Source organism: Flectobacillus roseus, assembly GCF_030056595.1.
Lineage (GTDB): Bacteria > Bacteroidota > Bacteroidia > Cytophagales > Spirosomataceae > Flectobacillus > Flectobacillus roseus.
In genome coordinates, this window is record NZ_JASHIF010000011.1 from 272539 (window position 1) to 298720 (window position 26182).

Below are 26182 nucleotides of genomic sequence, written 5' to 3' on the forward strand. Positions count from 1 at the left end.
ATTCAACTATAACAAAAACTAAATGAGTTTATTAGCTATTGGTTCGGTAGCGTTTGATGCTATCGAGACGCCTTTTGGAAAGACAGATAAAATTATTGGTGGCGCAGGAACATTCATTTCTTTGTCATCTTCATATTTCAAGACACCCGTAAACCTTGTAGCTGTAGTAGGAGAAGATTTTCCTCAAGAATATATCGAATTACTACAAAACAAGGGAATTGATACCACTGGTCTTCAAATCAAACAAGGAGAGAAGTCTTTCTTCTGGGCTGGTCGCTATCATAACAACATGAACTCTAGAGATACTTTGGTAACGGAGTTGAACGTGTTGGCTGATTTTGACCCAATTGTTCCAGCAGAATACCAAGACTGTGAGTATTTGATGTTGGGTAACTTGACTCCTGCTGTACAAAAAACAGTAATTGAGCGTTTAGCAAACCGTCCGAAATTGATTGTCATGGATACAATGAACTTCTGGATGGATATTGCTATGGATGATTTGAAAGCTGTTCTTCAAATGATTGATGTATTGTGTATCAATGATGAAGAGGCTCGTCAGTTGTCTGGTGAATATTCTTTACGTCTGGCTGCTAAGAAAATTTTAGGCATGGGACCAAAAACCTTGATTATTAAAAAAGGTGAACATGGCGCATTGCTTTTCCAAAGAGATAAACTATTCTTCTGTCCAGCACTTCCATTAGAAGAAGTATTTGATCCTACTGGAGCTGGCGATACTTTTGTAGGAGGCTTTATTGGTTATCTTGCTAAGACAGATGATATTAGCTTTGAAAATATGAAGCGTGCAATCGTTTATGGTTCAGCTATGGCGTCATTCTGTGTAGAAAAATTCGGTACAGAACGTTTGATTGACTTAACTTACGAAGAGCTTTTGTCACGTGTACAAGAGTTCAAAGAGTTAGCTGGTTTCGAAGTATAGAAATTACACTCCAGTATATTATCAGGAAACATGAGTTATCTCGAATTTTAGGATTATTCTCCAAGTTTTCATCAAAAAAGGCGTTCGAAATTAGTTTTTCGAACGCCTTTTTTGATGCTATATTTCAAAATACCAGCTCCTTAGACCTAAAGTGTTGCGTCTCTACCAGTATTAAAATAATCACTCATACTCTCAATCACCATTCACTCGATTATGATACAGCTCCTGAGATAAAGTTTTGTAAATGATTGATCGTATTTTTTTGATCTTCAATAATAAAACGGACCAAATCTCCCATGGATACCAAACCAACTACATGCTTATCGGCAACAACAGGTAAATAGCGGATGTGTTTGTCTGACATAATTTCCATACATCGCTCAATACTATCCTCAAATTTTACCGATGTTGGATTGGCTTGCATGATTTCCGCAACTGTTGTGTCGTGTGAGTTTTTACCCATAATCGCCACTTTCCGCGCGTAGTCTCGTTCTGTAAGCAAACCTTTATATTCGCCATCTTGATACACGATGAGTGCACCAATATTTTTGGAAATCATAATTTCTAGAGCCTCAAAAACAGGTTTATGAGCCTCAATGGTATTGACTGTATTTCCTTTGTGTAAGATGAGATGGGATACTTTTTTCATAACTGTCGGTTTTAAGAATTTGATTACTAATAAATTAACCATCTTCTTTCTTAAAAACAAATTATTCTTTCAAAAATCCATCTTTGTTGTTCAAAATAATAGAAACTACCTATCTTTATTTACCACCGACAGCTACTTCGATAAGCGAAGCTGGGTCGAGATGCTTTTGAGCGGCTTCCAAAATATCCTCAGAAGTGATTTGCTGAATATGTTGGAAATACTGCTGATAAAAGTCAAGAGGTAATTGTTCTGACATAATCACTTTGTAACGATCTGCGATTTCAAATGGCGTATTCAATGAGCCAGCGAATGCTCCAGACATATAATTCCTAACAGTGCTGAGTTCTTCCTCCGAGACAAGTTCGGTACGGAGTACTTGAATCTCTTTTATAATTTCGTCGATAGTCAGTTGAGTAAACTCTTTTTTTACGTCAGTACCAACAATGAAATATCCATTTTTTGAGAAAGGAACCACATTAGAGCCAATACCGTAGGTAAGCCCTTTTTCTTCACGAATATTCTTCATAAGTCTCGATCCAAAATATCCTCCCAGTACCTCATTTACGATTAACATATTAAAGTAATCTGGATGTGAACGAGTGAATAGTTGTTTCCCCAAACGGATAGAAGATTGTAGAGCATTCTCTTTCTCAATCAAAAATGAAGTTGCATCAAGTCCTCCATCAGTGTGCTCATAGCTTGTTGTATGACCACCGCCAACAGGAATACTGCCAAGAACTTTGTTTACCACTTCTATCTCTTGCTCTGTGATTTTTCCAGAAAGAAATATTCTGAATGGCTGATTTTGCCAGTGAGATTGATAATACTTTACCAAATTTTCTCTGGTAATGCTCTCAATTACTTCCTGTGTTAAATTAGTACCGTAGGGATGAGTTTCACCAAAAATACTATTTCGAATTTTTTGATTTGCTACAAAGGAAGTTTTCTCTTGATTAACCTGAATGGTTTGTTGTTGGATTTTTTTGATAGTTTCTAATTCCTTTTGAGGGAAAACGGAATCTTGCAAAATCTCCTGAACCATAGGCAGTAATTGTCCTAGATGTTTACTCAAGCCATAAAGGACAAAGCTAGCTCTATCTACACTATGCGTAAACTCAGTAAAGGCACCATATTGATCAAAAAATTGATTAATACTTGCGGAGTTATGAGCAGAGGTTCCTTCATTGAGCATTTTAGCAGTAAAAAAAGAAATCCCTTTGTTATCATCAAACCAATTGCCAGCGTTAAAAATTAGCTCTAATTTGATTATAGGTTGCTCGCCTACATTGATAATATGAAGAGGTAAACCATTGCTCAACGTGACATTTTTTACAGGAGGAATAAATACCTCTTGAATTGTTTGAAATGCAGGAGTAATAGAACGATCTAAAATATCTATAGCCATGTATATGAGAATGCTTTTGGATGAATAAAGTGAAAGCTGAAATTAGTCATTGAAGAGTATAAAAACAAAAAAGACATTTCCGAAGAAATGTCTTTTCTATTAATCAAACATCTAGGAGTCTTAGTTCGCTGATACTTTTGGTGCTGAATTTAAGTTTGCTTGCAAAGAAACTCTAAGAGTGTTGGCCAATGGGCTTCCACTTCCAGTAGGAACCAAGTATGAGAAATCTAAACTATATTTTTTCTCAATTTTGATACCAAAACCAACTGTTGCGTATTTACGGTTACCTTTCCATCCATTTTCGTAGAAGTAACCAACACGTCCAGCAAACATATCGTTATACAAGTATTCAGTACCGAATGAAATGTTAACTTCCTTCAATTCTTCGCTGAAACCACCTGGTGCATCACCAAATGAACCCAATATACCACCAATAGCAGTAGAAGGCTGAATTAATTTACCGTTTGAATCATACTTTGGAGTTGGCACCATCAATTTATTGATATCCAATGTCAAAGTAAGCTTGTTACTAGCATCGATAGAGTTGATAGCAGCAAAACCAGCCTTTAAGTTAGTTGGAATGAAGTTAGATTCATTACCACCATAAGATACACGACCAGAAATGTTTTGGATTGCTACCCCCCAGTTGTAATTCCAAGGCTTATCAGTTTTGGATGTATGGAAAATACCAATATCCGCAGCTACAGAGTTTACTGGTTGAGCAGTAAATGTACCACCTGATGAGTTAGTTACCGTTCCGTTAAACAATGTAGAGTTGATATATTTGATATTAACCCCCAAACCTAGTTTATCAGATAACTTACGAGAATAAGAACCTGTAAGGGCATATTCTTTTGAGTTGAAATTACCTAGAATAGAACCATTGTTATCAGTTTGTTGGAATACTCCCATGTCAAAATAATGGAGAGATAGTCCAATTACATCGCCACCTTTTAATTTTTTGTATCCGCTAACATTTAGGAGAGCCATGTCATTTACCAATTGGCGAAGCCATGGAGTGTATGATAAAGAAACACCAATATCTTTGTTAGAGAAAGGCATTTTACCTGGATTCCAAAAAATTGCATTAGCATCACCATCAGCGTTTGATGTTGCCACACCAGCGTCACCCATACCGGCAGCACGTGCATCTGGAGTTTGAATTAAAGAAGTAATTACCGGTGACGGTGCATTTCTAACTTGAGCTACAACACTTGCAGCAGACATTGTCAATCCAAGCATCAAAGACGCTCTTAGAGCGTTTGTAACTTTTCTAATCATTGTTTTTAAAGTTAAAGTTGTTCGGATGAGGCACGTTCCAAAAGTAATATATTTTTATGCTAAACAGAAGCCATGCCCTAAAATCCTTTACTTAAATTATTTAACGGATACCAATTTGCCGTTTGCTGAAGCCTGATATGATATTGTTCGTGACTTTACAAAAATACGATAAAAGTAAACATCTCTTACAATCCTACCAGAATCTTCTGATAAATCCCAATAAATTTTATCATAGGGACTCGAAATGTCGTATGCTTGTTGAGAAATCTCTTTGACAAGTGTTCCTCTGGAATCAAAAATTTGGAGAGTAATATCTACATCATCGCCCTCTCTATTGTGCTCAAAACTGAAATATACCTTATCAATGAATGGGTTAGGAAAGGACTTGATATTTTTTAAGGAAGAGATGTTATCTTGGACAACCTTAAATCGCAACGAGTTTTCTGATGAATTATTGTATGTATCCCAAACTTTTATTGATAATTTATGATCTCCCTCTGCGAGACCTTTAAAATCATAGATAATATTGCCTTGTTGGTAGGTATTAAGCGTACTTGTATAGTACTGATTTAGTATTACTTGAATACTATCATCGAGCGTTAATAGTATTTGATGACCTAAGCCGTCTGTTGCAATATTAATGCCACTTTCATCTTCTAAATCTACTAATAGCCGAGGATTAGGCGTTGTAATATACGTCTCTTTTTCAATTTTTTCATCTAAATATAAACGAATTTTTGGTCCTGTATTATCAACTTTCTGAATTTTACCAGAACCTCCTATCATTGGTCTTTCAAAACCGATTGCATCTGCTAATCCTGTGCTGCTTTGGGCATATAATGAAAACTTTCCTTCCCCATATTGATAATTAATATCCTTCGGTAATACAACAGTTGTTTCAAATCGCCCTTTACTTACAGTAGCAGTGCCCTTGAATAAAATGTTATTGTAATCAAGGTAAACAAATGGGGCATTGTTAGCACCAAGAGTACTTACTTTTTGTGCTTTATCATACAGGATTATTTGTACTGTTCCACTAAACTGTGTGTCGACAATCCCACTATTGGCTCGAACTTTTCCCACAATACGAACCTGTTCCAATGCTTTGAGGGTATCAGTCAGCCCTCTACCTTGAACAAGCATACTGTCGATGGTAATCTTTTGTTGTGGATACAATAACTGCATAGATGGGTCGCCCAACAGACTAAAATTTCGATTCACAACTCCTACGACACTGGCATTCTTTGTACTTCTGACAATATCTCCTAGGCGTTGCGTTGCCTGAGCGTTGGTAGGAAATACATTTTGATAGAATGCTTCGTTGATTAAATAATTTGTACTTTGATAAACAGGACGGGTTGTCGTTAATAGCGCAATTGCTCCTCCTCGATTGCTCAGTAGTGCTAATTCGGCTCCTGAAACCTGATTGGGATCATCATACCGACCAAACTGGCAGGTGGCTGTAAGCATCACGGGTAGATTTTTGAGATTGCTCAATTTATCAATATCATTAATCGTTAAAATCTGCTCTTCAGTCCATCCTGTTTCGGCACCATGTCCATTATAATTTACTATCAAAGATCCATTTTGTAGTGCTTGAAAAAGGGCATCTTTAGCTTGAGGACTTCTTTGTCCCTCAGCCAAAGACAATAAGGGATAATTATCTAAATAAATCTTTTGACTTTGATAGGAGGGGTAAAGTTTCTCTACTATTTGAGAAAAATCTTCTGCATCGCCTTGATGTAGGTTGCCATCGCCATTATCTGCCACAAAAGTGATTTTTGAACGCCAATCTCCTGCTTTACTACTATTGTGATAAGAGATAAGCTTGGTCACTATATCATTTGCTTCTGCCTTGGTTTTCACAGGTAGGCGACCTACACCAATATCGAGGGTATGATTACCATTGGCATTTTCTTCCCAATCTCCTTCCTCTGCTTCCAAAAATCCAAAGTAATCATCGGATGCATAGCTTAAGATAGGGTGTAGCGATTCTCTACTTTGATAAGCAGGTATATAGATATTTTTGACCTCATCTCCAACGACCTGACTTCGTCTTTTGAAATCATAGGACGCATCACCTAACAAGAGTAAGTATTTTAGTTTGGTTGGATTTTGATCGTATAAGTATTTTACAAAATCACGAATCGCTGTAATGTCTTGCTTCCCAGAAGAAAATTCGTTGTAAATACTTTCTTTGCTCGCCACTACTACATCAAGTTTATCATGGCTACGTCTGAAGTTTGCCAAAGCTTCAGCACTATTTTGAATGGATACACCACAGACAATTACCAAATCTGGCGTTTTGAGTCCATGCAAATTTTGATTATCTATTTTAGTACTAAAAGCGGGTTGCAGTGCGCTTGATTCTCTAAAAAGAATATATTCTTGCAAATTGCTTTGTGTTCCTGAAATGGTCCAACCTTCGCTATTTTGAGTTAGTGTTTGATTCACAGGAATAGTAGGATTGGTAATATTCCAGGCAGAAAGAGTGTTGTCGGTATCCGAAATTTGCCACTGAAAGTCTTTATATTGAAGTTGCTCAAATGCCCTAAATCGTAGAGATGTTGCGTTGTTGAGCTTGATATTCCTTTTGAGTTGGATACTCAGAAAATTCAAAAAGGCACCACCCGATGTAAGATTTTTTCTGTCGAAAGTCAATCCTATATTGATGACATCCGAAGTAACCAATCCACTATTGATACTAAAAATATTTTTTGCTGCTTTTCCTTTATAATCATAGGTACTTGCCGTGATACCATCCATATTTTGTGTGCCCACAGCTTGATTATTCATCGTAAGATTAAAAGCTGTAGTGCCATACGAGGTATTGAGTACCGACGATGTTAAGGATATTTGCGAGTTACTGGCTATGCCTTGACCGACAAAACTAAAAACCTGTTGACTATTGGCTATAAATTCCTCTCCGTACCACTCTTGTCCAGAACCTGCAAATGGAGCTTGCGCCAAAATATTACGTTTATCTATTTCATGAAATTGATAATCATCAAAAAGGCGAATCGTATTGGTAGACTTAACATCTGTAGCAGTTTTAATTCTTTGTCCATTACCGCTCGATACAGTCAGAAAGTAATAGGTTGTGTCGGAATAAGTATTGATTTGATGAGAAATTTGCTTCTGAGCATTATCAAAAATCAGTTGCTGGGGTGCTTCTCCATAAAAAAGAATATAATCTGTATCATCCCACTTACCATCTTGTTCGCCTCGAACCAAAATTGCGTTTTCAATTAAGTCGCTAGGACGATAGGTGCTATTTTTTTGAGGTAACATTTTACCCCCGTTACCATATAATTTAAGATTCTGTGGTGTAATTTGACTCAAAGACCATCCTGCTTTGCTTAAAATGTCTTTATCAATTTTATATATACCACTTTGTGTAACGCCAACTTTTATCCAGTTACCCTCCGAAAGTACGCTTTTTTGAGCTATGCCTTCATCAGTATAAATTATTAAAACTATCCAGATTAATGCCTTCAACCAGTTTTTCATCTTTTTTCTATTAGCCTTCCTTTCTATTTATAACAATTTGACTAGCGCATTCGCTGCTACTACATAACGTTTTCCTGTTGTAGTTTCGGTACATAGAAAGCGAGTTCTTCTAAGTTCACCTTTTACAAAGCTTCTACCATTGACAATAAAACTTTTACCTACTTCAACTTGGGTTAAAGGAATATGTTCATCGAGAAGAATTGGGGTATCAAATGCTCGGAGCGCATTACTCAAAGGAATACAACCTTGTGTACTTGCAGAAGGGTTTTCTAAATAGGCAGTCAATGGTGATAGAATACTTTCAGGAAAAACTTCTGTGTTGAGGATTGGGAGAAATAGCTTTTTGAACATCATCTTCCATTCTTTCCCGTGAGGCTCTTTACGGCGTTTGTAATGTGTAAAAGTTACTAGATGCGCTACTTCATGGATATAGGTAATGGTAAATGCGTATGGATTGAGATTCTGATTAACGGTTATCTGATGACCACTTTCACGACGAAAAGAATAATCACCTAATTTGGAGTTGCGAGGACGAGTTATCTTAAAATGGAATTGATATTTTTTCCAAAGTTGGAAACAGTAAGGTACAGCCTCAGTGGGAAAATACTGTTGAAAGGTGGCGTAATCGTTTTTCATGACTCTAATATACAGAAAAACAGAAGGACTATAAAAGCAAAAAGCCTCATTCTAAATGAGGCTTTTCCAAATTTCTTTCGAAATCGTTCAGGAATACTAGTGAGCAGCAGGAGCAGCAGCAGTATCAACAGCAGCTGAATCAGCAGCAGCAGTATCAACAGCAACAGTAGTATCTACAGCTGTAGCAGCTGAATCAACAGCAGTAGTTTCAGCTTTCTTCTCTGAACAAGCAGCCAATGACATCATACCAGCTACTAATGCGAATGCGAACAATTTTTTCATTTCTTTTGTGGTGTTTAAGGTTTGAGTTACAAAGTTAAGTACAACTTATATTCCCTCCAAGTTATTGAGCAATAATTTTAATTAATTTTTAATAATTCCTGATAAATTCTTTATTTATTACTTGATTTTATTTGAATAGTTATAATATTTGCTTGTGACCATCTAGTAAAAACATTAGAAAATTTTAATTTTTGCCTTTTAAGACACTAATTATGATGTGTTTACATCTTGATTTTGTGATATTTTCAGGGTCTTTAATTTTTCAAGAGCTTTTCAAGATAAATAGTGATGCAAATCTTGATACTGGATAAAATATAAAAGTCCCTACTGAACATTTACCAGTAGGGACTTTTTAATGATAATTATCGAATGAACGCCTTGAGTCTGTTATAAAAACCAGTACTTCTAAAAGTGAAGGTTTTGTGCATGATGTAGTTAAAAACAAAACTAAATCCCATGCCTACAATTTGACATCCTAGCTCATTTGGATTAATACTTTTTTGTAAAATGGGCAAAGTAAATGTTCGCTCTCCTAGCATTTGATTTACGAATGATAGTGAAGCTACTGCAAAAAACCAAGTTACTCCCCACGAGCCAGCAGCTACCATCATGAATTTGACCATTTCACGACGTGTTTGATTTGAGTTTCTTGCATCAAATGCAAACATTTTTGTGAGCGTGAATCCTACAAAAAATGAAATAATATATCCATAAGAAACAGATGCACCATAGGTTAAATCAAACTGATTTCTTAAAATACTACCTGACACTAATTGAACTACTGCTCCTGTACCTGCTACGAGAAAGTAAGCAATGAAATCTTTCTTGTTAAGCAGTTTTGATTGTTTTTGTTTTGACACTTTTAGAAAATATTTTTAACAAGATCTGGAGCAATACCCAATAGGATTGTCAAGGCTGTTGTTATAATCAATGTAAGTTTATAAATCGGAGACAATTCAATTTTCTCTAAATCACCTTTCTTCAAATAGGCTGCAATGATTGGCTTAAAGTAGTAATAAATACCAACAGTAGACATCAAAATCGCTACAACTGCAATTGTTTTGAACAGACTAGATACATTACTAAAGGCATCTGCGAAGATAAAAAACTTACCAAAGAACCCTGCCGTAAGTGGGATACCTGCCAAAGACAACATTGATACCGCTAAGGCAAATGCTAATAGTGGATTGTTTTTAGCAAGACCATTTAAAGCATTAAAGCTTTCGTCTGTTTTACCTGCTTTAGCCTGCGCTTCAGATACTGCCATTAATACTGCAAACGCAGAGATAGTAGCAATTGAATAAGCCAAAGAGTAGAACAAGATTGACGAATTAGTAGTAGGAGTTTTGGCCAAAACGGTAATCAATAAATAACCAGCGTGTGAAATACTTGAGTATGCCAACATACGCTTGAAACTTTGTTGATAAACAGCCGTAATATTACCAATAAACAAAGTCAAACATGTAATATACACTAATGGATTACCCCACAAACCATACACCGCTGGAAATGAAATTGAGAGTAGACGGTAAGTAGCAGCTACACCAGCCGTTTTTACAACCGTCGACATGAATGCTGTAAAGATGCTTGGCGCTCCATCGTATACATCGGGCGTCCAGAAGTGGAAAGGAGCTGCCGAGATTTTGAATAGTAAACCAACGAAAATCAAAATGATACCACCGTAAAGAATAGGACCATAAGGATTCAACATGATATCTTGTAATTTGGCTTGATTAACCATATTGCCTATACCATTGATATCGAAAGAGCCTGTTGCTCCATAAACCAATGCAATACCAAATAGCATAATACCAGTAGCAAACGACCCCATCAAGAAATACTTAAGAGCTGCTTCGTTTGATCGAAGATTACGTTTATCAGATCCTGTAAGTACGTACATCGCAACAGATAGAATCTCGATACCTACGAATAACATAAACAAGCTTTGAAAAGTAACCATCATAATGGCTCCCACCACTGAAAAAAGCAAAATCGCATAATATTCAGCTGGGTGAGTATGCTCTTCATCTTCCCCAAAACCACGTGAAATTGCTACAACCAATGCCGTTGCTACCAAGATAATAGAGGTAAAGTTGATAGAAAGGTTATTAGTCTTGAGCATATTGTGAAACCAATAGTACTCATGATTCCAGTCGGCTAGATTTAGCCCTAGAGCTATCAGAACGAATAGGAGGGTGGCTGGCAATAAGATTTTACGGTTGTTCAAAAACCCTAAAAACAAATTGGAAATACCAAAGAGTGATAAAGCTATAATTGCGTTCATATCTGCTATATCCTAAGTCTGACAGCAGAACCATCAGACTCGATTAAATTTCTTACTTATTTATGATTGATAACAATTGACTTACCGCAGGCTCAGAAGCTTTCAGTATGATATTAGGCACAATACCTAATACAATTACTAATGTTGCAATTGGCAATAAAGTAGCTCTTTCTGTCAAGCCAAGGTCTTCAAATCCTTCAGTCAATGAAGTAGTTGTTCCAAACATTGATTTTTGTACTAAGCGTAGCATATACACTGCACCAAGGATGATTGTAAGTCCTGCAACTGCTCCCATCCAAGCGTTGTACTCAAATACGCCTTTCAATAACAAGAATTCACCAACGAATCCATTTGTTAATGGTAGTGCTACCGAGCCCAACATGATAATAATAAATAATACCGTCAATTGTGGAGTAGTTTGGGTAATACCTCCTAAGCTAGATAATTCACGAGACTTGGTACGTTGTTGGATGATTTCTACGATAAAGAACAAGCCCACTACGTTGATACCGTGCGCAAGCATTTGAATTAACGAACCTTGAATACCATCTAAGTTGCCAGAGAAAATACCTGCTGCCATTAGGCCAACGTGTGCGAAAGACGAATAAGCAATCAAGCGCTTCATATCTTTTTGCTGAATGGCGATGATTGAACCATATACGATTCCGATAATGGCCAAAACAACAGCAACTGTTCCCCATGCTTTAACACCTAGTGGTGCAATTGGTAACAATAAACGAATCAAACCATAAGTACCCATTTTCAACATAATACCCGACAATAACATTGTACCAGCCGTTGGAGCTTCAACGTATGTGTCTGGTTGCCATGTGTGGAATGGGAATAAAGGCATTTTAATAGCAAAAGCGATAAAGAACGCCCAGAAGATAAAGCCTTGTTGAGACGCATCAAGTAATCTCGCTGTTTCGTACAATGCTGTAATTTCAGAACTATGTGTTGGCGTTTTGATGTACAAATAAACCAAAGCTAACAACATAAATAATGATCCGAAAATAGTATAAACGAAGAACTTGAAAGTTACTTTGATTCTATTTTCACCACCCCAAATTGCTGCAATGAAGTAAATTGGGATAAGGGCTGCTTCGAAAAAGAAATAGAACAAGAAAGCATCTTTTGCAGTGAATACACCTACTAAACCCGCTTGCATAAACAAGATGAGTGAGTAGAAAGTAGAAGCTTTGTCGTAATTGTTTTGAAAAGTAGATAAAATAATAAACGGCACTACCAAAGTGGTAAGGCTTACTAAGATAAGGCTAATGCCATCGATACCCACTGAGAACTTGATGCCTGCTGATGCAATCCAATTATACGATACGCCAAACTGGCTAGTAGCGTCTGGTACAAAAGCAAAAAATGTATAAGCTCCTAATGCTAGCTCGACTAATGCGGCTACCAAAGCTATAACTTTCGCATTTTCTCCTTTCGTGCTAAGGGTCAACAACCCTGCGATAATGGGAAGAAGTATGAGTGTAAGTGTTAACATTATAAAAACGTTATCTGTTAATCATTCTATTTAGAAAAACTGTTTTGAAAACAGCTGAATACCTTTGGGGAAATATTAACCTAAAATGAAGATTCTTAAACCCCATATCAACATCACAGCAATCGAGATTACCATAGCGAAGATATAATAACCTGTTGTACCATTTTGTACCAAACGTGCTTCTCCCGAAAGTCCTTTTACTAATTTGCCAATTCCTTCAACAATTAAGTCAATAACCAAGAATTCTACAAATGAAGAGAAGATGTTTGAAAGTGCTGTGATTGGTTTTACAAACACTGTATCATATAGTTCGTCGATATAGTATTTGTTATACACCACTTTTTGGAGACCAGTCTCAGTACCATCTGCATCAGGAACAGCCTTTTTGCTTACATAAATCACATAAGCAACACCTGCTGATACTAACGCCGCTATTACAGAAATAATCATTAACATTTTTTCTGTAGCTTCGTCTGGTGCATGAGCTTCTACATGACTTTGAGCAAACAATGGTTCCATGAATGTAGCAAGACTTGCATGTCCACCAAAAATATGTGGTAAGTTAAAGAAACCACCTGCTGCCGAAAGTACTGCCAAAATCATTAATGGCGCTGTCATGGCAATTGGTGATTCATGCAAATGATGCTCTTGTTCGTGAGTTCCTCTAAATTCTCCGAAGAATGTCAAGAACAATAATCTAAACATATAGAATGATGTCATCATAGAGCCTGCCAATGCCAATACCCACATCAATTTGTTGTGTTCGTATACATGAGCTAAAATTTCATCTTTTGAGAAGAAACCTGCAAATGGAGGAATACCAGAAATTGCAATTGTAGCAATCAAGAATGTAATGAATGTAATTGGTAATTTTTTACGCAAACCGCCCATTGAACGAATATCTTGTTCATCTGACATCGCATGAATTACTGAACCTGCACCCAAGAACAACAATGCCTTGAAGAATGCGTGAGTCATTACGTGGAAGAAAGAAGAACTATAAGCCATGACGCCTAAGCCCATAAACATATATCCTAACTGCGAAACAGTTGAATAAGCCAGTACTTTTTTGATGTCGTTTTGTAACAAACCAATTGATGCTGCCAACAATGCTGTTGCTGTACCTACCCATCCAATCACTTCAAGTGTTTCTGGTGAAAGGCTATACAACACATTAGAACGGATAATCATGTAGATACCCGCAGTTACCATCGTTGCAGCGTGAATCAAGGCTGATACAGGAGTAGGACCCGCCATCGCATCTGGCAACCAGGTGTACAATGGAATTTGAGCTGATTTACCCATGGCTCCTACAAATAACAAAAGCGTGATGTACATCAACGTTTTGTCACCTGACTCATAACCACCTTCAGCTACTTTGCTAAATACGTCAGCGTATTCAACGGTGCCAAAGTGTGTAATAATAAGGAAGATACCTAATAAAAAGCCTAAGTCACCAATACGGTTCATAATAAAGGCTTTGCGAGCTGCATTGCCGTAGTTAGTGTTTTTGTTCCAGAAACCGATCAATAAATAAGAACATAAACCTACGCCTTCCCAACCGATAAACATTACCACGTAGTTTGAACCCAATACCAACAAGAGCATGAAGAACAAGAAAAGGTTTAAGAAAGCAAAGAACTTTCCAAAACCTTCATCGTGGTGCATATAACCAATTGAGTATATGTGAATCAAAGAACCAACTCCTGTGATAATCAGCAACATCAACAAGGATAATTGATCGATTTGAAAAGACATCGAAATGTTGAGATCTCCGATGGTAATCCAGTCGAAGATATGAGCAACTTCTGGTTGTCCAGAAAAGTTGAGGAACAGACTAAGCGCACAGGCAAATGAAGCTAACGCTGCTGCCGAGCCAATTACACCAACTAATGATTTTGGTACACGACGGAATCCAAGCCCGTTGATTAAAAAACCAATTAGTGGAAAAAGGGGGATAAGTACTGCTAATGACATAATTTTTAGAGCTATAAGCAGTGAGTCTTGCTGTAAATGATTTAAAACAAATACTCACACCTGATAATTACCACTTTAATTTATTCAAAATACCTACATCAATTGATTGAATATTGCGATAAATCATCACAATGATGGCCAAACCTACCGCTACTTCGGCAGCCGCCACAGCCATAATAAAGAATACAAATACTTGCCCAGTTGGGTCAGCTTTGTACGAAGAAAAGGCTGCTAAAAGAAGATTGGCTGCATTTAGCATCAATTCGACTGACATAAAGATGATGATTGCATTTCGGCGTGTTAATACTCCAATAATGCCGATACAAAATAAAGCCGTACTGAACCACACATAGTTGTTCAGAGGAATTTGTCGGATAACGTCAGGTATTTGTTGCATAAGTCTTTAAGTTTGGTGGATAGATGAAGTCTATCTCTTTTGTTTTTTGTCAAACTAAGAAAGAATAGATTCGTCTAAACATTCAACTTTAAATGGTTAACCTCGAAGTGCGAGGCTCATTTATAGTTCTTACAGTTTTCGGAAAATTCGGGGCAAAAATAAGGAATATGTTTGAAAAGTCGCTAAAATATGAACCAAATACAAGCGGTTTTTCATTATAATTATTTTCCCTATTAACGATTATTAAAAGCGCGTAACTTTATCTCGGTAAGTTTTCGCTTAGTATCAAGTGGAAAATCGCCTTTCATCATCCAATCATAATACGATGGCTCGTCCTTAAGTACTTGTACCACAGGCTTTCCAGCGTGCTTTCCAAAGTTGATTACTTCTACGCCTTCACGATTGAACACAATTCTTTGCGCAAAATCTACCAGTTTGGCAGAAGTTAACTCATGAAGAGCATCCATATCATTTTTGACAGGGATGAAATCTTCTCCTTTGTCGTTTTTGATGACGACACCTTCATATCGTTTAACTTGGGCATTCAAAATTTCCAAAGTTGCAATCGTATCCGCTTCGGCTGAGTGCGCATCAATAAGCTCTTTACTACAGTAGAACTTATAAGCCGCCGAAAGGTTTCGTGGTTCCATCATGTGAAAAATCCTTTGAGCATCGATAAGGCGACGGTTTTTGACATCGAATTCTACATCATTGCGCAAAAATTCTTCAACCAACATTGGTACATCAAAGCGATTCGAGTTGAAGCCTGCTAAGTCACAACCCTCCAAGAATTGAGCCATAGATTTGGCAATTTGCTTGAATGATGGCTCATTGGCAACATCGTCATCATAAATACCGTGGACCATCGATGACTCCACTGGAATTGGTATTCCTGGATTGACACGACGAGTTTTGACCGTTACTGTCCCATCAATATTTGCTTTGGCAATACTGATTTCGACGATACGGTCTTTGATAACATTCACGCCTGTTGTTTCCAAATCGAAAAAGGCGAGTGGCTTGCGAAGGTTTAATTGATGTGTAAGCATAAGGCTAGCCCTCAGGTGAGATGAGGCTCTGCAAAGTTAGAGAAAATATAGTTGATTCCTGTGTTGGGTTTCACTTCTTATTTCTATTTTTGGCAAAACATAACAAAAAATGAGTATTTTCAGTTATTCTACTAAATCGATTTTGTACAACGTTTGTAGTTTACAGTTGGATTAAAATAGCTTCATGGATGATACTTTATCTGAAGTTTATTTAGTAGATAGAGGCCCTAATTAATAAAGTTACCTTCAATGTTAAGTATAAAAATCTCATAAAGATGAAGATACTTTTTAGCGATATACAATAAGAATGCTCTAAAACACATTGAGAGTTATATCCTGAACAAAAAATAAATGTTCGCATAGATAGAATTTGACAATTCAAATTCACCAATCATTATTTATCACCCTTAGTATCCAGCTTAGTAGTTGGATTAAAGTATGACCACAAAACAGTTTATCCAAGCTTTAGAAGAAGAATTTCAGCAACAACAATACGGGCAATCGCCGGTTGAACTTTATGAGCCTATTCGTTACTTGATGTCTTTGGGAGGCAAGCGTTTACGCCCACTTATGACCTTGATGTCGACGGCTTTGTTTACAGACGAATGGCAAAAAGCCATCAAACCAGCAACCGCAGTAGAAGTTTTCCATAATTTTACCCTGATGCACGACGATATTATGGACAATGCGCCATTGCGTCGTGGTAAGCCAACTGTCCATGCCAAATGGAATGACAATACAGCTATTCTTTCAGGAGATGTGATGTTGGTACAGGCGTATGAGTTGATGCTCTTTGTAGAAGATACACATTTGAAAAAAGCATTGCGACGCTTTAATCGCACTGCCGCCGAAGTTTGTGAAGGACAACAATTTGACATGAATTTCGAGACGCGTGAAAATGTCACGGAGGAAGAATATATCGAAATGATTCGCCTAAAGACAAGTGTGTTATTGGGTTTTGCCTTAGAACTGGGTGGTATCATAGGTGGAGCAAGTGACAAAACATGCCAAACTTTATATGATTTGGGAATCAATATTGGTTTAGGTTTTCAGTTAAAAGACGATGTACTCGATGTTTATGGAGATCCTATAAAATTTGGCAAGCAAGTAGGAGGTGATATTATTTCTAATAAAAAAACCTACATGCTTATCGAGGCTTTGAGCTCGGCTACTGGCGAAACCAAAAATCAACTAGAACATTGGATATCTTTAAAAACTTTTGACCCAGCCGAAAAGGTAAATGCAGTACGAGGAATTTATGACCAGCTGGGAATTCGTCAATTGGCAGAAGCTAAAATAAATGAGTACTTTGAAAAAGCTTTTGATTTATTAGATAGCCTGAAAGTTGAAGCAGAGCGCAAAGCTGAGTTGAGAGCTTTCGCTAATATTTTGATTGATAGGGAAGTTTAGTTTAAATTTGTACAATACGGCTCATGGCCGTATGCTATTGGCTGTAGGCTTTTGGCATATTTTGTTGACAAAACTGATAGTTTTAACGAAGCTCTTGAGTTTCATAGAGTCTATACACTCAATAATTAAAAACTTTATGAACAGTCGGCCTTGGTCTGACTGTTTTTATTTTCATTCAATAACAAATGGCAGATTTATCTCTAAATGAAATACTAATTTTGATTACTACATTGATTAGTATTTTAGCCTTCCGTAACTATGAGCTTTTAAATAAGCTTATGATGAACCCCTATTTAATCAATCGTCGACAAGAATATTGGCGTTTCATTACTTCAGGCTTCATACATGCCGATTTTGGACATTTATTTTTTAACATGTTCACTTTATACTCTTTTGGGAATTTGATGGAAATGGTTTACAACCAAGTCTCGCCTGGCAACGGGCCATTCCTGTATTTATTACTGTATCTGGGAGGAATAATAGTATCGGATTTACCATCTTTCTTTAAGCATAAAAATAATTTCAACTATAATTCATTAGGGGCGTCTGGTGGGGTATCGAGTGTACTATTTGCTGCAATTTTGTTTGCTCCTACGCAGAGTCTTCATATTTATGGGATAATTCCAATCCCAGCGGTGCTATTTGCATTGCTTTACACATGGTATTCGATTTATATGTCTCGTAGAAGTATGGACAATATCAACCACGACGCGCATTTGTATGGAGCCTTGTATGGTGTGATTATTACGATTATTATTTATCCAAAAGTCCTCATGATTTTCACTGAGCAGATTTTGGATTGGCTTCAAGGATTTTAAGTATTAGTGGTGAATTTTGAATGCAAAATATTTATACTCACAACTCTTCACTCATAGAACCCTTCAACTATCTGAGTACAACAAACAGAATAGATTGTTTCATCATTAAGATTTATGCAAAAAAGGAATATTGCTATTTTAGGTTCGACAGGTTCGATTGGCACACAAGCCCTCGAAGTAATTCAGGCGAATCCTACTATTTTTGAAGTAGAAGTACTAACAGCCCAAAGTAATGCCCAGTTGTTGATTGAACAAGCCATTGCTTTTCGTCCCAATTGTGTTGTGATTGGTAATGAATCACTTTACAGCCAAGTTTTTGATGCCCTCGACCCACATGGGATTAAAGTATATGCAGGCGCACAAGCCCTTGAGTCGGTTGTACAAATGGAAGCAATAGATATGGTATTAACTTCGATGGTAGGATATGCAGGCTTGTTGCCGACAATCAAGGCTATCGAAGCAGGAAAACATATTGCTTTGGCCAATAAGGAAACATTGGTAGTGGCAGGTGAATTGATTACTGCTTTGGCACAGCAAAAAGGTGTTAATATTTATCCTGTCGATTCTGAACATTCAGCGATTTTCCAATGTTTGGTAGGGGAGTTTCATAACCCTATCGAAAAGATTATTTTGACAGCATCGGGTGGTCCTTTTAGAGGAAAAAAACGTGAAGAATTAATTCACGTAACCAAAGCCCAAGCCTTAAAGCATCCTAACTGGGTGATGGGAGCCAAGATTACGATCGACTCGGCTAGCTTGATGAATAAAGGTTTGGAGGTAATTGAAGCAAAATGGCTTTTTAATCTCAATGCCTCTCAAATAGATGTGGTGGTACATCCCCAATCTATCATTCACTCGTTGGTGCAGTTTGAGGATGGTTCTATCAAAGCTCAAATGGGTTTGCCTGATATGAAATTACCTATTCAGTTTGCATTGGGTTTTCCAAACAGACTAAAATCAGACTTCCCTCGTTTTGATTTCATTAATTATCCAAATCTTACATTTGAGCAACCTGATAAAGAAACATTTCGTAACTTGCAACTAGCATTTGACGCAATGGCTCAGGGGGGAAATATGCCTTGTATCTTGAACGCTGCGAATGAGATAGCCGTGGCTGCCTTTTTGGAAGATAAAATTGGCTTTTTACAAATGTCAGATTTGATTGAAACTTGTATGGCAAAAGTTCCGTTTATCAAGCATCCAACTTTGGATGATTATATCCAAACAGATGCTGCAACGAGAGTATTTGCAAGTGAAAATCTCTAAGAGTTTATCCACAGGAGAAATAGGAATGTAGATAAAAGTATCGAAAACGAACTTTCTCAGCTAAATTATATTTTTAAAACCTTAATAGAAAACAGTATTGGTCTGACAAGTTCAGACTGGGGCTAAAAGCTAAACAATGGAAGGACTAGTGAAGGTTGGACAACTCATTTTGGGTTTGTCAATTTTAGTAAGTTTACACGAATTTGGGCATTATATTACTGCCAAATGGTTTAAGATGCGAGTAGATAGATTCTACTTATTTTTCGATTTTCTTTTTCCAATACCTACTTTATTGAATTTTGCTTTGTTCAAAAAGAAAATTGGCGAGACAGAATATGGTTTAGGTTGGTTTCCGCTCGGTGGTTATGTGTCAATCGCAGGTATGATTGACGAGACACAGGATGCGTCTAAACTTTCAGCTACCCCTGAGCCTTGGGAGTTTCGTGGAAAACCTGCTTGGCAGCGATTAATCGTAATGTTGGGTGGTATTATCGTCAATGTAATTTTAGGGGTATTAATCTTTTGGGGTATTAGTTTCAAAGAAGGTAATAACTATATTTCTAAAGCTGAGCTAAATAAAGAAGGTTTGTACGCTGGAGCACTTGGTAAAGAAGTAGGCTTTCAGTTAGGAGATAAGGTATTAAAAGTAAATGGTGAAGACTTCCATAGTTATACAGATATTGCTGGTGCTATTTTAGAAGACAAGACGGTTTATACAGTTGATAGAAATGGGAAAACGGTAGAAATCGTTATTCCAAGTGATTTCTTAAATAAGCTATCTGATCAAAAGGGCGAATTTATTCAACCATTGTACAAGTTTAAAGTGGCTCGTGTTGCTGAACCAAAAGAAGCCTCTTTCTTAGACAAACTTTTAGGTAATCCAGCGCCAGCCCCTGCACCAGCTTACACAGCAGGGATGAAGGATGGTGACGAAATTGTATCGATTAATGGCACTCCAGTGAAATACTTCCAGACTTTCAAGGAGGAACTTCAAAAGTATAAAAACAAACCAGTAACCTTGGCTATTATGCGTGCTGGTAAAGCCGATACGCTTCGCATGACTACTGCTGAAGATGGTACATTGGGCTTTTTTCCTGAGTATTTGGTTCAAAAATCACATGAAGATTATACCTTGGGGCAAGCTTTTGTGGTAGGAGCTGGCAATGCATTTGATGTTGTGTGGAAAAATATTCAAGGATTTAAGAAAATTTTCTCAGGTCAAGTTCGTGCTGACAAAGCGTTGAGTGGACCATTCGAAATTGCTGATATGTACGGCTCGCACTGGGATTGGTTAAACTTCTGGAGTTTGACAGGCTTACTTTCAATGGCTTTGGCGTTTATGAATTTATTGCCAATTCCTGCCTTGGATGGTGGTCATGCTTTATTCTTGTTGTTTGAAATCATTACAGGACGCCCACCATCAGAAAAATTCATGGAGCGCGCTCAACAAGTAGGAACCGTGATTTTACTTGGTTTGATGGTATTCGTTTTAGGAAATGGCCTTTTCAAAAAGCTTTTCTAGCAATAACCAATTTATACATTCAACAAACGTATGTTAATAAAATCAAAAAAATATATTCAAAAACCTGTGAGATTCTCTTACAGGTTTTTGCTTTTGGGCGTAATGCTATCGCTCGGATTGATGGCTTTCAAAAAGCACGCCTTCCATACTAGCATTACTGAAATGCGTTATAACGCCAAGGAGAAAAGCTTTGAGATAAGTCTGCGTGTTTTTAAGGATGATTTAGAAACAGTGTTGACCAAAGAAAATCAAGGCAAGAAGATTGTATTGGACAAAACTGAAAAGTTTGATCCACAAATTGATAAATATATCCAAAAGCATTTTGTGTGGTTCAATGCTCGTAATCAGCGAGTATCCTATCATTATTTAGGAAAAGAGCAAGAGGGAGATGCGATGTGGTTGTATATCGAAATGCCTGCTCAAGAACCAATCAATGGCTCAAAACTTCAAAACGATGTATTGATGGATGAGTTTGACGACCAAACCAATGTGGTTAACTTGTTTTATCAGTCAGAAAAAAAATCCTTTATTTTTAATCAAAAGAATAAGGTGTTTGGGGTAGGTTTTTAGTCACTATCTCCAATAAGTCTTCGTGAATTTTTTCCCAAGGTTGAGCTAGATTGATAGTTTCTATTCGGATTTGATGCTGTTCAGAAGTATAAGATAGGCTCAAAGATTGCTTTACCGTTGGATACAATAAGATACCTTCAGCCTGCTCGTCAGGCTGATTTTTTAGGTAGGCAAACAACTGGTAAAGGTTTTCAGTATGTACTTTTTCTGAATTAAAATAAGTATTTAAAGTACGTGCATAGTACTTGGTGTCAATAATTAGTTTTTTGCCATCGTTCAAAATCAAGCTGATGTCTGTTTGCATTTTGGGCAAATATTGTGGTTCTGTTCCTGTTAGTTTCCATTGAAGTCTTTCTCTAAAAACTTTCGCACTTTTGAGTTCTATTTTATAAAAATTACGTACAAAAGCTTCAAACAAACCTGCCATTTTACGATCATCTTGCTCAAAATCTCTGAATAAAATACTTTCTCCTTGCTCACTTACCATGCTTTGAGAGTAAAGCAATTCACAAATATGTAGTAAAAACGTATAGGTTGTATTTCGATGGCATTGGGCAAAAGCCTGACGGAACAATGCTTCATGTAGAGATATTTCTTGGATATAATGTAGTCTTCGTAATTCCGTATATAAACTTTGATGAACTTTTTCTGAAAGGGTCGATACCTTAAGAAGCCTAACTAGACTACTTTTTAAAATCTGATTGGCTAAAATATTATCTGAAAATTCATCAAACTCACAATACGCCATTCCTTTTTCAAACGCTCCAGTTGCCAAAGAAGGTGAAATATGTACTTTGCCTCGTATGCCTTGGATATATTGATTTTGTTCTGTGTAATTCTTGAAATATCCTTTCTTCCAAAGTGTAGGTAACTCCCTAACCAAAATACTAGCCAACAGTTCATAGATGCTTTTTTGCCCTGATACACCTGCTTTTAGCAAGTGGCGTTGCTCAAGTTTATCCCAAGCATAACAAAGCAAAAAGTAAATATTTTCTATTGGAATCATGTAGGGTCTATGTTAGAAATACTCGACGACTAGTTCAAGACTTAGTCTTGGGCTGATTTTTAATATAGTTTACAAGCTGAAACAAAAGATAGTCCGAGGCTAAGTCTACCCACAGCTACCCAAGCAGTTCTTCAACGCAATTTTGTACCTTTTCGGGCTGGTCGTACCAATATTCTTCAAGCAAAGGCGCTATTTCTAGTTGAATAATACGTTTGTACCATTTTGGGGCGTTTTCGCCTGCAGGAAAATGTGTAAAATAGCTATGTCCGATTTGAAAGCCTTTTAGTAAATGCCTATCTTGACTAATTTCCTGATTGAGTAAGTTGAATTTTCGAGCAATACTTTCTACAAATTCCTTATCTAGTCCTTGCCCGACTAAGCAATTTACCCATCGTTCATTAAAACATGGTTGTAAACTGATAAAAGCAAAACGACGACGAAGTGCATAGTCAATCGTAGTCAATGAGCGGTCGGCAGTATTCATGGTTCCGATAATATGTAGATTGTCTGGAACCGAAAACGGTTCGGCATCTTTATCTCCATAAGTCAAAGGAATTTCGTTGGCTCGTCCACGTTTATCGTTTTCAATGAGTAAGAGTAGTTCTCCGAAAATACGACTTAGATTTCCACGATTTATTTCATCAATAATAAAGAAATGGTCGATTCCTGCATTGCGTTGTGCCATTTTACAAAACTCATAAAAGACACCATTTTTGAGCTTAAAACCACCGTCACCATCGGGTCTTAATCCTTGTATAAAATCTTCGTAGGAATACGACTGATGAAACTGCACCATCTTTATTCTTGATTCGTCTTTTGTACCAATAAGCGTATAAGCGAGCTTTTTGGCAAGGAAGGTTTTGCCGACTCCTGGAGGGCCTTGAAGGATAATATTCTTTTTATACTTGAGTGTCTCAACTATTTCGTCAAACTGCTCTGCCTCGATAAATAAGTCTGCTAAAGCATCATTTCTTTCAAAGGGGATAATGATATTTTCGGCTACAATGGATTCTTTTTGTAAATCTATCATTGCCTGAATTGCTTCAAATTCGTCTTCAGAGATTTGAAATAAGCTTCCTTGATTATTCTTTAAAATATCTGAATCTTTCAGAAAATGGATTTGCTTAAGCTCTGCCCATTCAATCGGAAAAGGGAGTTTTTCCTTCAAACAAAAAGCAATAGATTCGCCTGTTACAGGATGAACATGTAGTGGTTCAGTAATTTCTAGAATAGCTTTAATTTGTTTGACAGGGGTACTTTCATACCCGATCACCCAGTCACCTTTTTGTACGGATTGAAAGTGCTGGTAAATACGGCGTTTATTTCCGAATTCGTTATGTGAGGTAAAGAGTTGTGATTGGTGATAGCGGAGCTGATCAATTGACCCTGTTTTAGGATTAAGATTGAGCCACCAATAGTTTCTATTTTTTTGAAAAGACATAAAGCAAAGATAAACATTCGGACAGCTCAAGACAAGCATAGGATAGGAGTGAAGCTACAATAAAAAACCCATCTACGAAGGATAGATGGGTTTTTATATTCATTAACCATTGAGTTCGATTTCTTCTCCGTGGTTGTTATGAAATTTAAAGTCGGTAATACCAAAAGAGCTATCTTGGATAATATTGACCCAAGTTTTGTATTTGAAATACCATTTCATTCGAAGAGAAGGGAAACCTTTGGTAAAGTATGCATGCAAGAAAGGATGCAATACGATAGTTGGCTTTTTCTCATTTTGTTTGATAATGATATGCTCAAGGTGATGTTCGATTACATCCGAAACAACAATACTCGCTGTGATTTTGCCTGTACCACCACAAGTAGGGCAGTTTTCAGACGTTACAACGTTCATCTCTGGGCGAACTCTTTGGCGAGTAATTTGCATTAAGCCAAATTTGGTAAGCGGCAAGATGGTGTATTTTGAGCGGTCAGATTTCATTTCCTCCTTCATGATGTCATGAATCAGCTTTTTGTGTTCAGCTTTCTTCATATCAATAAAGTCGATAACGATAATGCCACCCATATCGCGAAGGCGCAACTGACGAGCAATTTCTTTGGCTGCTTCGATATTTACGCTTACGGCGGTTGCTTCTTGGTCTTCTTCGCTATTTGATTTGTTACCAGAGTTGACGTCGATTACGTGCAAAGCCTCGGTATGTTCGATAATCAAATAACCACCAGCAGGAAGACTTACTGAGCGTCCGAAAAGCATTTTTAATTGCTTTTCGATACCGTATTGTTCAAATACTTTGGATTTACCCTGATGTAATTTTACAATACGTTCTTTTTCTGGTGCGATGTGCTGTACATAAGCACGAGCTTCTTGGAATAATTCTGGCGTGTCAACAATAACGCTATCGAAGTTTTCATTCAACAAATCGCGAAGCATTGAAGTAGCACGGCTCATTTCGCCGATGACCTTGTCGCGTGGTTTTGCTGATCTGAGCGCTTTCATTCCAGCGTCCCATTTGGCTAAAGACTCCTTCAAATCTTTGTCCAATTCCTCTACATCTTTGCCTTCAGCTACAGTTCGAACGATTACGCCAAAATTGGCAGGCTTGATAGACGACATCAATTTGTGTAATCTTTGGCGTTCGGATTTGGCCGTAATTTTTTTCGAAATATTTACACCATTCGAAAACGGTACCAAAACTGTATAGCGACCAGCGATAGAAATATCGCAAGATAAGCGGGGGCCTTTGGTCGAAATAGGTTCTTTTACAACTTGAACAAGAATAGGAGAGTTTTTCCCTAATACTTTATCAATTTTGTCGTGTTTGTCTATTTCGGGTTCAAGCTTAAAGTTGTCTAATCTTCCAGAATTGTGTCTTCCAGCGATAACATCTTTGGTGAATTTATTCAGGGAATTGACATTGGGGCCAAGGTCATGATAATGCAAGAAAGCATCTTTTTCATAACCAATATCTATAAAGGCCGCATTCAATCCCGTAACCATTTTCTTGACTGTACCGAGATAAATATCTCCAACAGAAAAGTGTGGTTCGGACTCCTCTAAGTGATACTCCACAATCCTTTTGTCTTGCAAAAGAGCAATGCGGTCACCTTTGGGAGTCGAATTGATGATTAATTCGTTGCTCACAGGTGATTGAAGGATTAGAAGTGAATAGTATATAAGAAAACGAATATATATTGTCGCTGTGAGCGGTTGGTGAATAGAAAATCAAAGCCATTAAACTACATATAGAAGGGTTCGTGCCGAAGAGTAAAAAGCAAGTTGTAAGAAATTGATTAAAGCAACTGAATTTTACAATTGGGAAGTCATTCCAACGGAATGCAATAAAGTAATAGTAAGTCTATAGTATTTTATTGGTTTTTTGATTTTTAATGTTGCTGACTTATTGCGTGGCTGTGTATTATGACCAATCTATAATACAACGGAATCCATGCTGTCATGAGCAGATAAACTATTGCCAAAAAATAAAGTAAGAAGGCAATGAATTTGGGTTTTACCTAGCAATCTCACAAAAACGACAAAAACAGGCTCTTTTCTACTGGAGAAAATAGCCTGTTTTCTAGTAATTAGCAACTAAGGATTAGCACCAATTCGTACTAATCCTTAGTTACAGATTACTTCTTCTTATGTCTATTCTTTCTAAGACGCTTCTTTCTTTTGTGAGTTGCAATTTTGTGTCTTTTTCTTTTCTTTCCGCAAGGCATG

General features: G+C 37.1%; 21 protein-coding genes. 6 read left to right on the forward strand and 15 right to left on the reverse strand.

What is annotated here, in order from left to right; all coding sequences use genetic code 11:
* The first annotated feature begins 22 nt into the window (after window positions 1–22).
* The gene (locus QM524_RS15145) at window positions 23–937 is read left to right on the forward strand and encodes a PfkB family carbohydrate kinase (protein ID WP_283345222.1); all 915 of its coding nucleotides are present in this window, start codon (window positions 23–25) and stop codon (window positions 935–937) included.
* 211 nt (window positions 938–1148) lie between these two features.
* Here QM524_RS15145 and QM524_RS15150 read toward each other — a convergent pair whose 3' ends face one another.
* From QM524_RS15150 to QM524_RS15205, 12 genes are all read right to left on the reverse strand, one after another.
* Window positions 1149–1586 (reverse strand): CBS domain-containing protein, encoded by a 438-nt coding sequence (locus tag QM524_RS15150; protein ID WP_095160121.1) that lies wholly within the window; start codon window positions 1584–1586, stop codon window positions 1149–1151.
* A 115-nt stretch (window positions 1587–1701) separates the two neighbouring features.
* A complete protein-coding gene (locus QM524_RS15155) occupies window positions 1702–2991 on the reverse strand; it encodes a M16 family metallopeptidase (protein WP_283345223.1) in 1290 nt (429 codons plus the stop codon).
* A gap of 120 nt (window positions 2992–3111) precedes the next feature.
* A complete protein-coding gene (gene porV / locus QM524_RS15160) occupies window positions 3112–4272 on the reverse strand; it encodes a type IX secretion system outer membrane channel protein PorV (protein WP_283345224.1) in 1161 nt (386 codons plus the stop codon).
* Between the two features lie 96 nt (window positions 4273–4368).
* Window positions 4369–7782, reverse strand: coding sequence for a type IX secretion system sortase PorU (gene porU / locus QM524_RS15165; RefSeq protein ID WP_283345225.1), 3414 nt, complete (start codon window positions 7780–7782; stop codon window positions 4369–4371).
* 27 nt (window positions 7783–7809) lie between these two features.
* On the reverse strand, window positions 7810–8418 hold the full coding sequence (locus QM524_RS15170) for a SprT-like domain-containing protein (RefSeq protein ID WP_283345226.1): 609 nt from the start codon (window positions 8416–8418) through the stop codon (window positions 7810–7812).
* Between the two features lie 96 nt (window positions 8419–8514).
* Complete coding sequence (locus QM524_RS15175) at window positions 8515–8700, reverse strand: putative periplasmic lipoprotein (protein WP_095160125.1); 186 nt, start codon at window positions 8698–8700, stop codon at window positions 8515–8517.
* Between the two features lie 362 nt (window positions 8701–9062).
* On the reverse strand, window positions 9063–9560 hold the full coding sequence (locus QM524_RS15180) for a GtrA family protein (protein ID WP_166577262.1): 498 nt from the start codon (window positions 9558–9560) through the stop codon (window positions 9063–9065).
* A 2-nt stretch (window positions 9561–9562) separates the two neighbouring features.
* A complete protein-coding gene (locus tag QM524_RS15185; RefSeq protein ID WP_283345227.1) occupies window positions 9563–10984 on the reverse strand; it encodes an NADH-quinone oxidoreductase subunit N in 1422 nt (473 codons plus the stop codon).
* 52 nt (window positions 10985–11036) lie between these two features.
* Window positions 11037–12488 carry a complex I subunit 4 family protein gene (locus tag QM524_RS15190; protein WP_283345228.1) on the reverse strand — a complete coding sequence of 484 codons (1452 nt, stop codon included), beginning with the start codon at window positions 12486–12488 and terminating at the stop codon, window positions 11037–11039.
* A 75-nt stretch (window positions 12489–12563) separates the two neighbouring features.
* Window positions 12564–14465 carry an NADH-quinone oxidoreductase subunit L gene (gene nuoL / locus QM524_RS15195; RefSeq protein WP_283345229.1) on the reverse strand — a complete coding sequence of 634 codons (1902 nt, stop codon included), beginning with the start codon at window positions 14463–14465 and terminating at the stop codon, window positions 12564–12566.
* Window positions 14466–14532: 67 nt separating this feature from the next.
* Complete coding sequence (nuoK, locus tag QM524_RS15200; RefSeq protein WP_095160129.1) at window positions 14533–14862, reverse strand: NADH-quinone oxidoreductase subunit NuoK; 330 nt, start codon at window positions 14860–14862, stop codon at window positions 14533–14535.
* Window positions 14863–15095: 233 nt separating this feature from the next.
* Window positions 15096–15911 carry a 3'-5' exonuclease gene (locus QM524_RS15205; protein ID WP_283345230.1) on the reverse strand — a complete coding sequence of 272 codons (816 nt, stop codon included), beginning with the start codon at window positions 15909–15911 and terminating at the stop codon, window positions 15096–15098.
* A 438-nt stretch (window positions 15912–16349) separates the two neighbouring features.
* On the opposite strand from QM524_RS15205, the gene QM524_RS15210 reads away from it, so the two are divergent.
* The 5 genes from QM524_RS15210 (at window position 16350) to QM524_RS15230 (ending at window position 21497) form a co-directional block, all read left to right on the forward strand.
* Window positions 16350–17321, forward strand: a complete 972-nt coding sequence (locus QM524_RS15210) for a polyprenyl synthetase family protein (RefSeq protein ID WP_283345231.1) — start codon at window positions 16350–16352, stop codon at window positions 17319–17321.
* Between the two features lie 185 nt (window positions 17322–17506).
* Complete coding sequence (locus QM524_RS15215; RefSeq protein ID WP_166577266.1) at window positions 17507–18139, forward strand: rhomboid family intramembrane serine protease; 633 nt, start codon at window positions 17507–17509, stop codon at window positions 18137–18139.
* 114 nt (window positions 18140–18253) lie between these two features.
* A complete protein-coding gene (locus QM524_RS15220) occupies window positions 18254–19405 on the forward strand; it encodes a 1-deoxy-D-xylulose-5-phosphate reductoisomerase (protein WP_283345232.1) in 1152 nt (383 codons plus the stop codon).
* Between the two features lie 136 nt (window positions 19406–19541).
* On the forward strand, window positions 19542–20927 hold the full coding sequence (gene rseP / locus QM524_RS15225; RefSeq protein WP_283345233.1) for an RIP metalloprotease RseP: 1386 nt from the start codon (window positions 19542–19544) through the stop codon (window positions 20925–20927).
* A gap of 30 nt (window positions 20928–20957) precedes the next feature.
* The gene (locus QM524_RS15230; RefSeq protein ID WP_283345234.1) at window positions 20958–21497 is read left to right on the forward strand and encodes a DUF6702 family protein; all 540 of its coding nucleotides are present in this window, start codon (window positions 20958–20960) and stop codon (window positions 21495–21497) included.
* On the opposite strand, the gene QM524_RS15235 is transcribed toward QM524_RS15230, so the two are convergent.
* The 3 genes from QM524_RS15235 to QM524_RS15245 form a co-directional block, all read right to left on the reverse strand.
* Entirely contained in the window at window positions 21460–22503 is a 1044-nt protein-coding gene (locus QM524_RS15235) for a 5-methylcytosine restriction system specificity protein McrC (RefSeq protein WP_283345235.1), read from the reverse strand. The two genes, QM524_RS15230 and QM524_RS15235, sit on opposite strands and share 38 nt — an antisense overlap.
* Window positions 22504–22618: 115 nt before the next feature.
* Window positions 22619–23944 carry an AAA family ATPase gene (locus QM524_RS15240; protein WP_283345236.1) on the reverse strand — a complete coding sequence of 442 codons (1326 nt, stop codon included), beginning with the start codon at window positions 23942–23944 and terminating at the stop codon, window positions 22619–22621.
* A 102-nt stretch (window positions 23945–24046) separates the two neighbouring features.
* Window positions 24047–25603: an Rne/Rng family ribonuclease gene (locus tag QM524_RS15245; RefSeq protein ID WP_095160137.1), complete on the reverse strand. Its 1557-nt coding sequence runs from the start codon at window positions 25601–25603 to the stop codon at window positions 24047–24049.
* Window positions 25604–26182 lie beyond the last annotated feature (579 nt).

What these genes read in the sequence shown, in the direction of transcription:
- QM524_RS15210 (WP_283345231.1), top strand. Translation starts at nt 16,350, where the DNA reads ATGACCACAAAACAGTTTATCCAAGCTTTAGAAGAAGAATTTCAGCAA.
- nuoK (WP_095160129.1), bottom strand. Translation starts at nt 14,862, where the DNA reads ATGCAACAAATACCTGACGTTATCCGACAAATTCCTCTGAACAACTAT.
- QM524_RS15170 (WP_283345226.1), bottom strand. Translation starts at nt 8,418, where the DNA reads ATGAAAAACGATTACGCCACCTTTCAACAGTATTTTCCCACTGAGGCT.
- nuoL (WP_283345229.1), bottom strand. Translation starts at nt 14,465, where the DNA reads ATGTCATTAGCAGTACTTATCCCCCTTTTTCCACTAATTGGTTTTTTA.
- QM524_RS15230 (WP_283345234.1), top strand. Translation starts at nt 20,958, where the DNA reads ATGTTAATAAAATCAAAAAAATATATTCAAAAACCTGTGAGATTCTCT.
- QM524_RS15220 (WP_283345232.1), top strand. Translation starts at nt 18,254, where the DNA reads ATGCAAAAAAGGAATATTGCTATTTTAGGTTCGACAGGTTCGATTGGC.
- QM524_RS15240 (WP_283345236.1), bottom strand. Translation starts at nt 23,944, where the DNA reads ATGTCTTTTCAAAAAAATAGAAACTATTGGTGGCTCAATCTTAATCCT.
- QM524_RS15185 (WP_283345227.1), bottom strand. Translation starts at nt 10,984, where the DNA reads ATGAACGCAATTATAGCTTTATCACTCTTTGGTATTTCCAATTTGTTT.
- QM524_RS15190 (WP_283345228.1), bottom strand. Translation starts at nt 12,488, where the DNA reads ATGTTAACACTTACACTCATACTTCTTCCCATTATCGCAGGGTTGTTG.
- porV (WP_283345224.1), bottom strand. Translation starts at nt 4,272, where the DNA reads ATGATTAGAAAAGTTACAAACGCTCTAAGAGCGTCTTTGATGCTTGGA.
- porU (WP_283345225.1), bottom strand. Translation starts at nt 7,782, where the DNA reads ATGAAAAACTGGTTGAAGGCATTAATCTGGATAGTTTTAATAATTTAT.
- QM524_RS15235 (WP_283345235.1), bottom strand. Translation starts at nt 22,503, where the DNA reads ATGATTCCAATAGAAAATATTTACTTTTTGCTTTGTTATGCTTGGGAT.
- QM524_RS15175 (WP_095160125.1), bottom strand. Translation starts at nt 8,700, where the DNA reads ATGAAAAAATTGTTCGCATTCGCATTAGTAGCTGGTATGATGTCATTG.
- QM524_RS15155 (WP_283345223.1), bottom strand. Translation starts at nt 2,991, where the DNA reads ATGGCTATAGATATTTTAGATCGTTCTATTACTCCTGCATTTCAAACA.
- QM524_RS15215 (WP_166577266.1), top strand. Translation starts at nt 17,507, where the DNA reads ATGGCAGATTTATCTCTAAATGAAATACTAATTTTGATTACTACATTG.
- QM524_RS15205 (WP_283345230.1), bottom strand. Translation starts at nt 15,911, where the DNA reads ATGCTTACACATCAATTAAACCTTCGCAAGCCACTCGCCTTTTTCGAT.
- QM524_RS15145 (WP_283345222.1), top strand. Translation starts at nt 23, where the DNA reads ATGAGTTTATTAGCTATTGGTTCGGTAGCGTTTGATGCTATCGAGACG.
- QM524_RS15150 (WP_095160121.1), bottom strand. Translation starts at nt 1,586, where the DNA reads ATGAAAAAAGTATCCCATCTCATCTTACACAAAGGAAATACAGTCAAT.
- rseP (WP_283345233.1), top strand. Translation starts at nt 19,542, where the DNA reads ATGGAAGGACTAGTGAAGGTTGGACAACTCATTTTGGGTTTGTCAATT.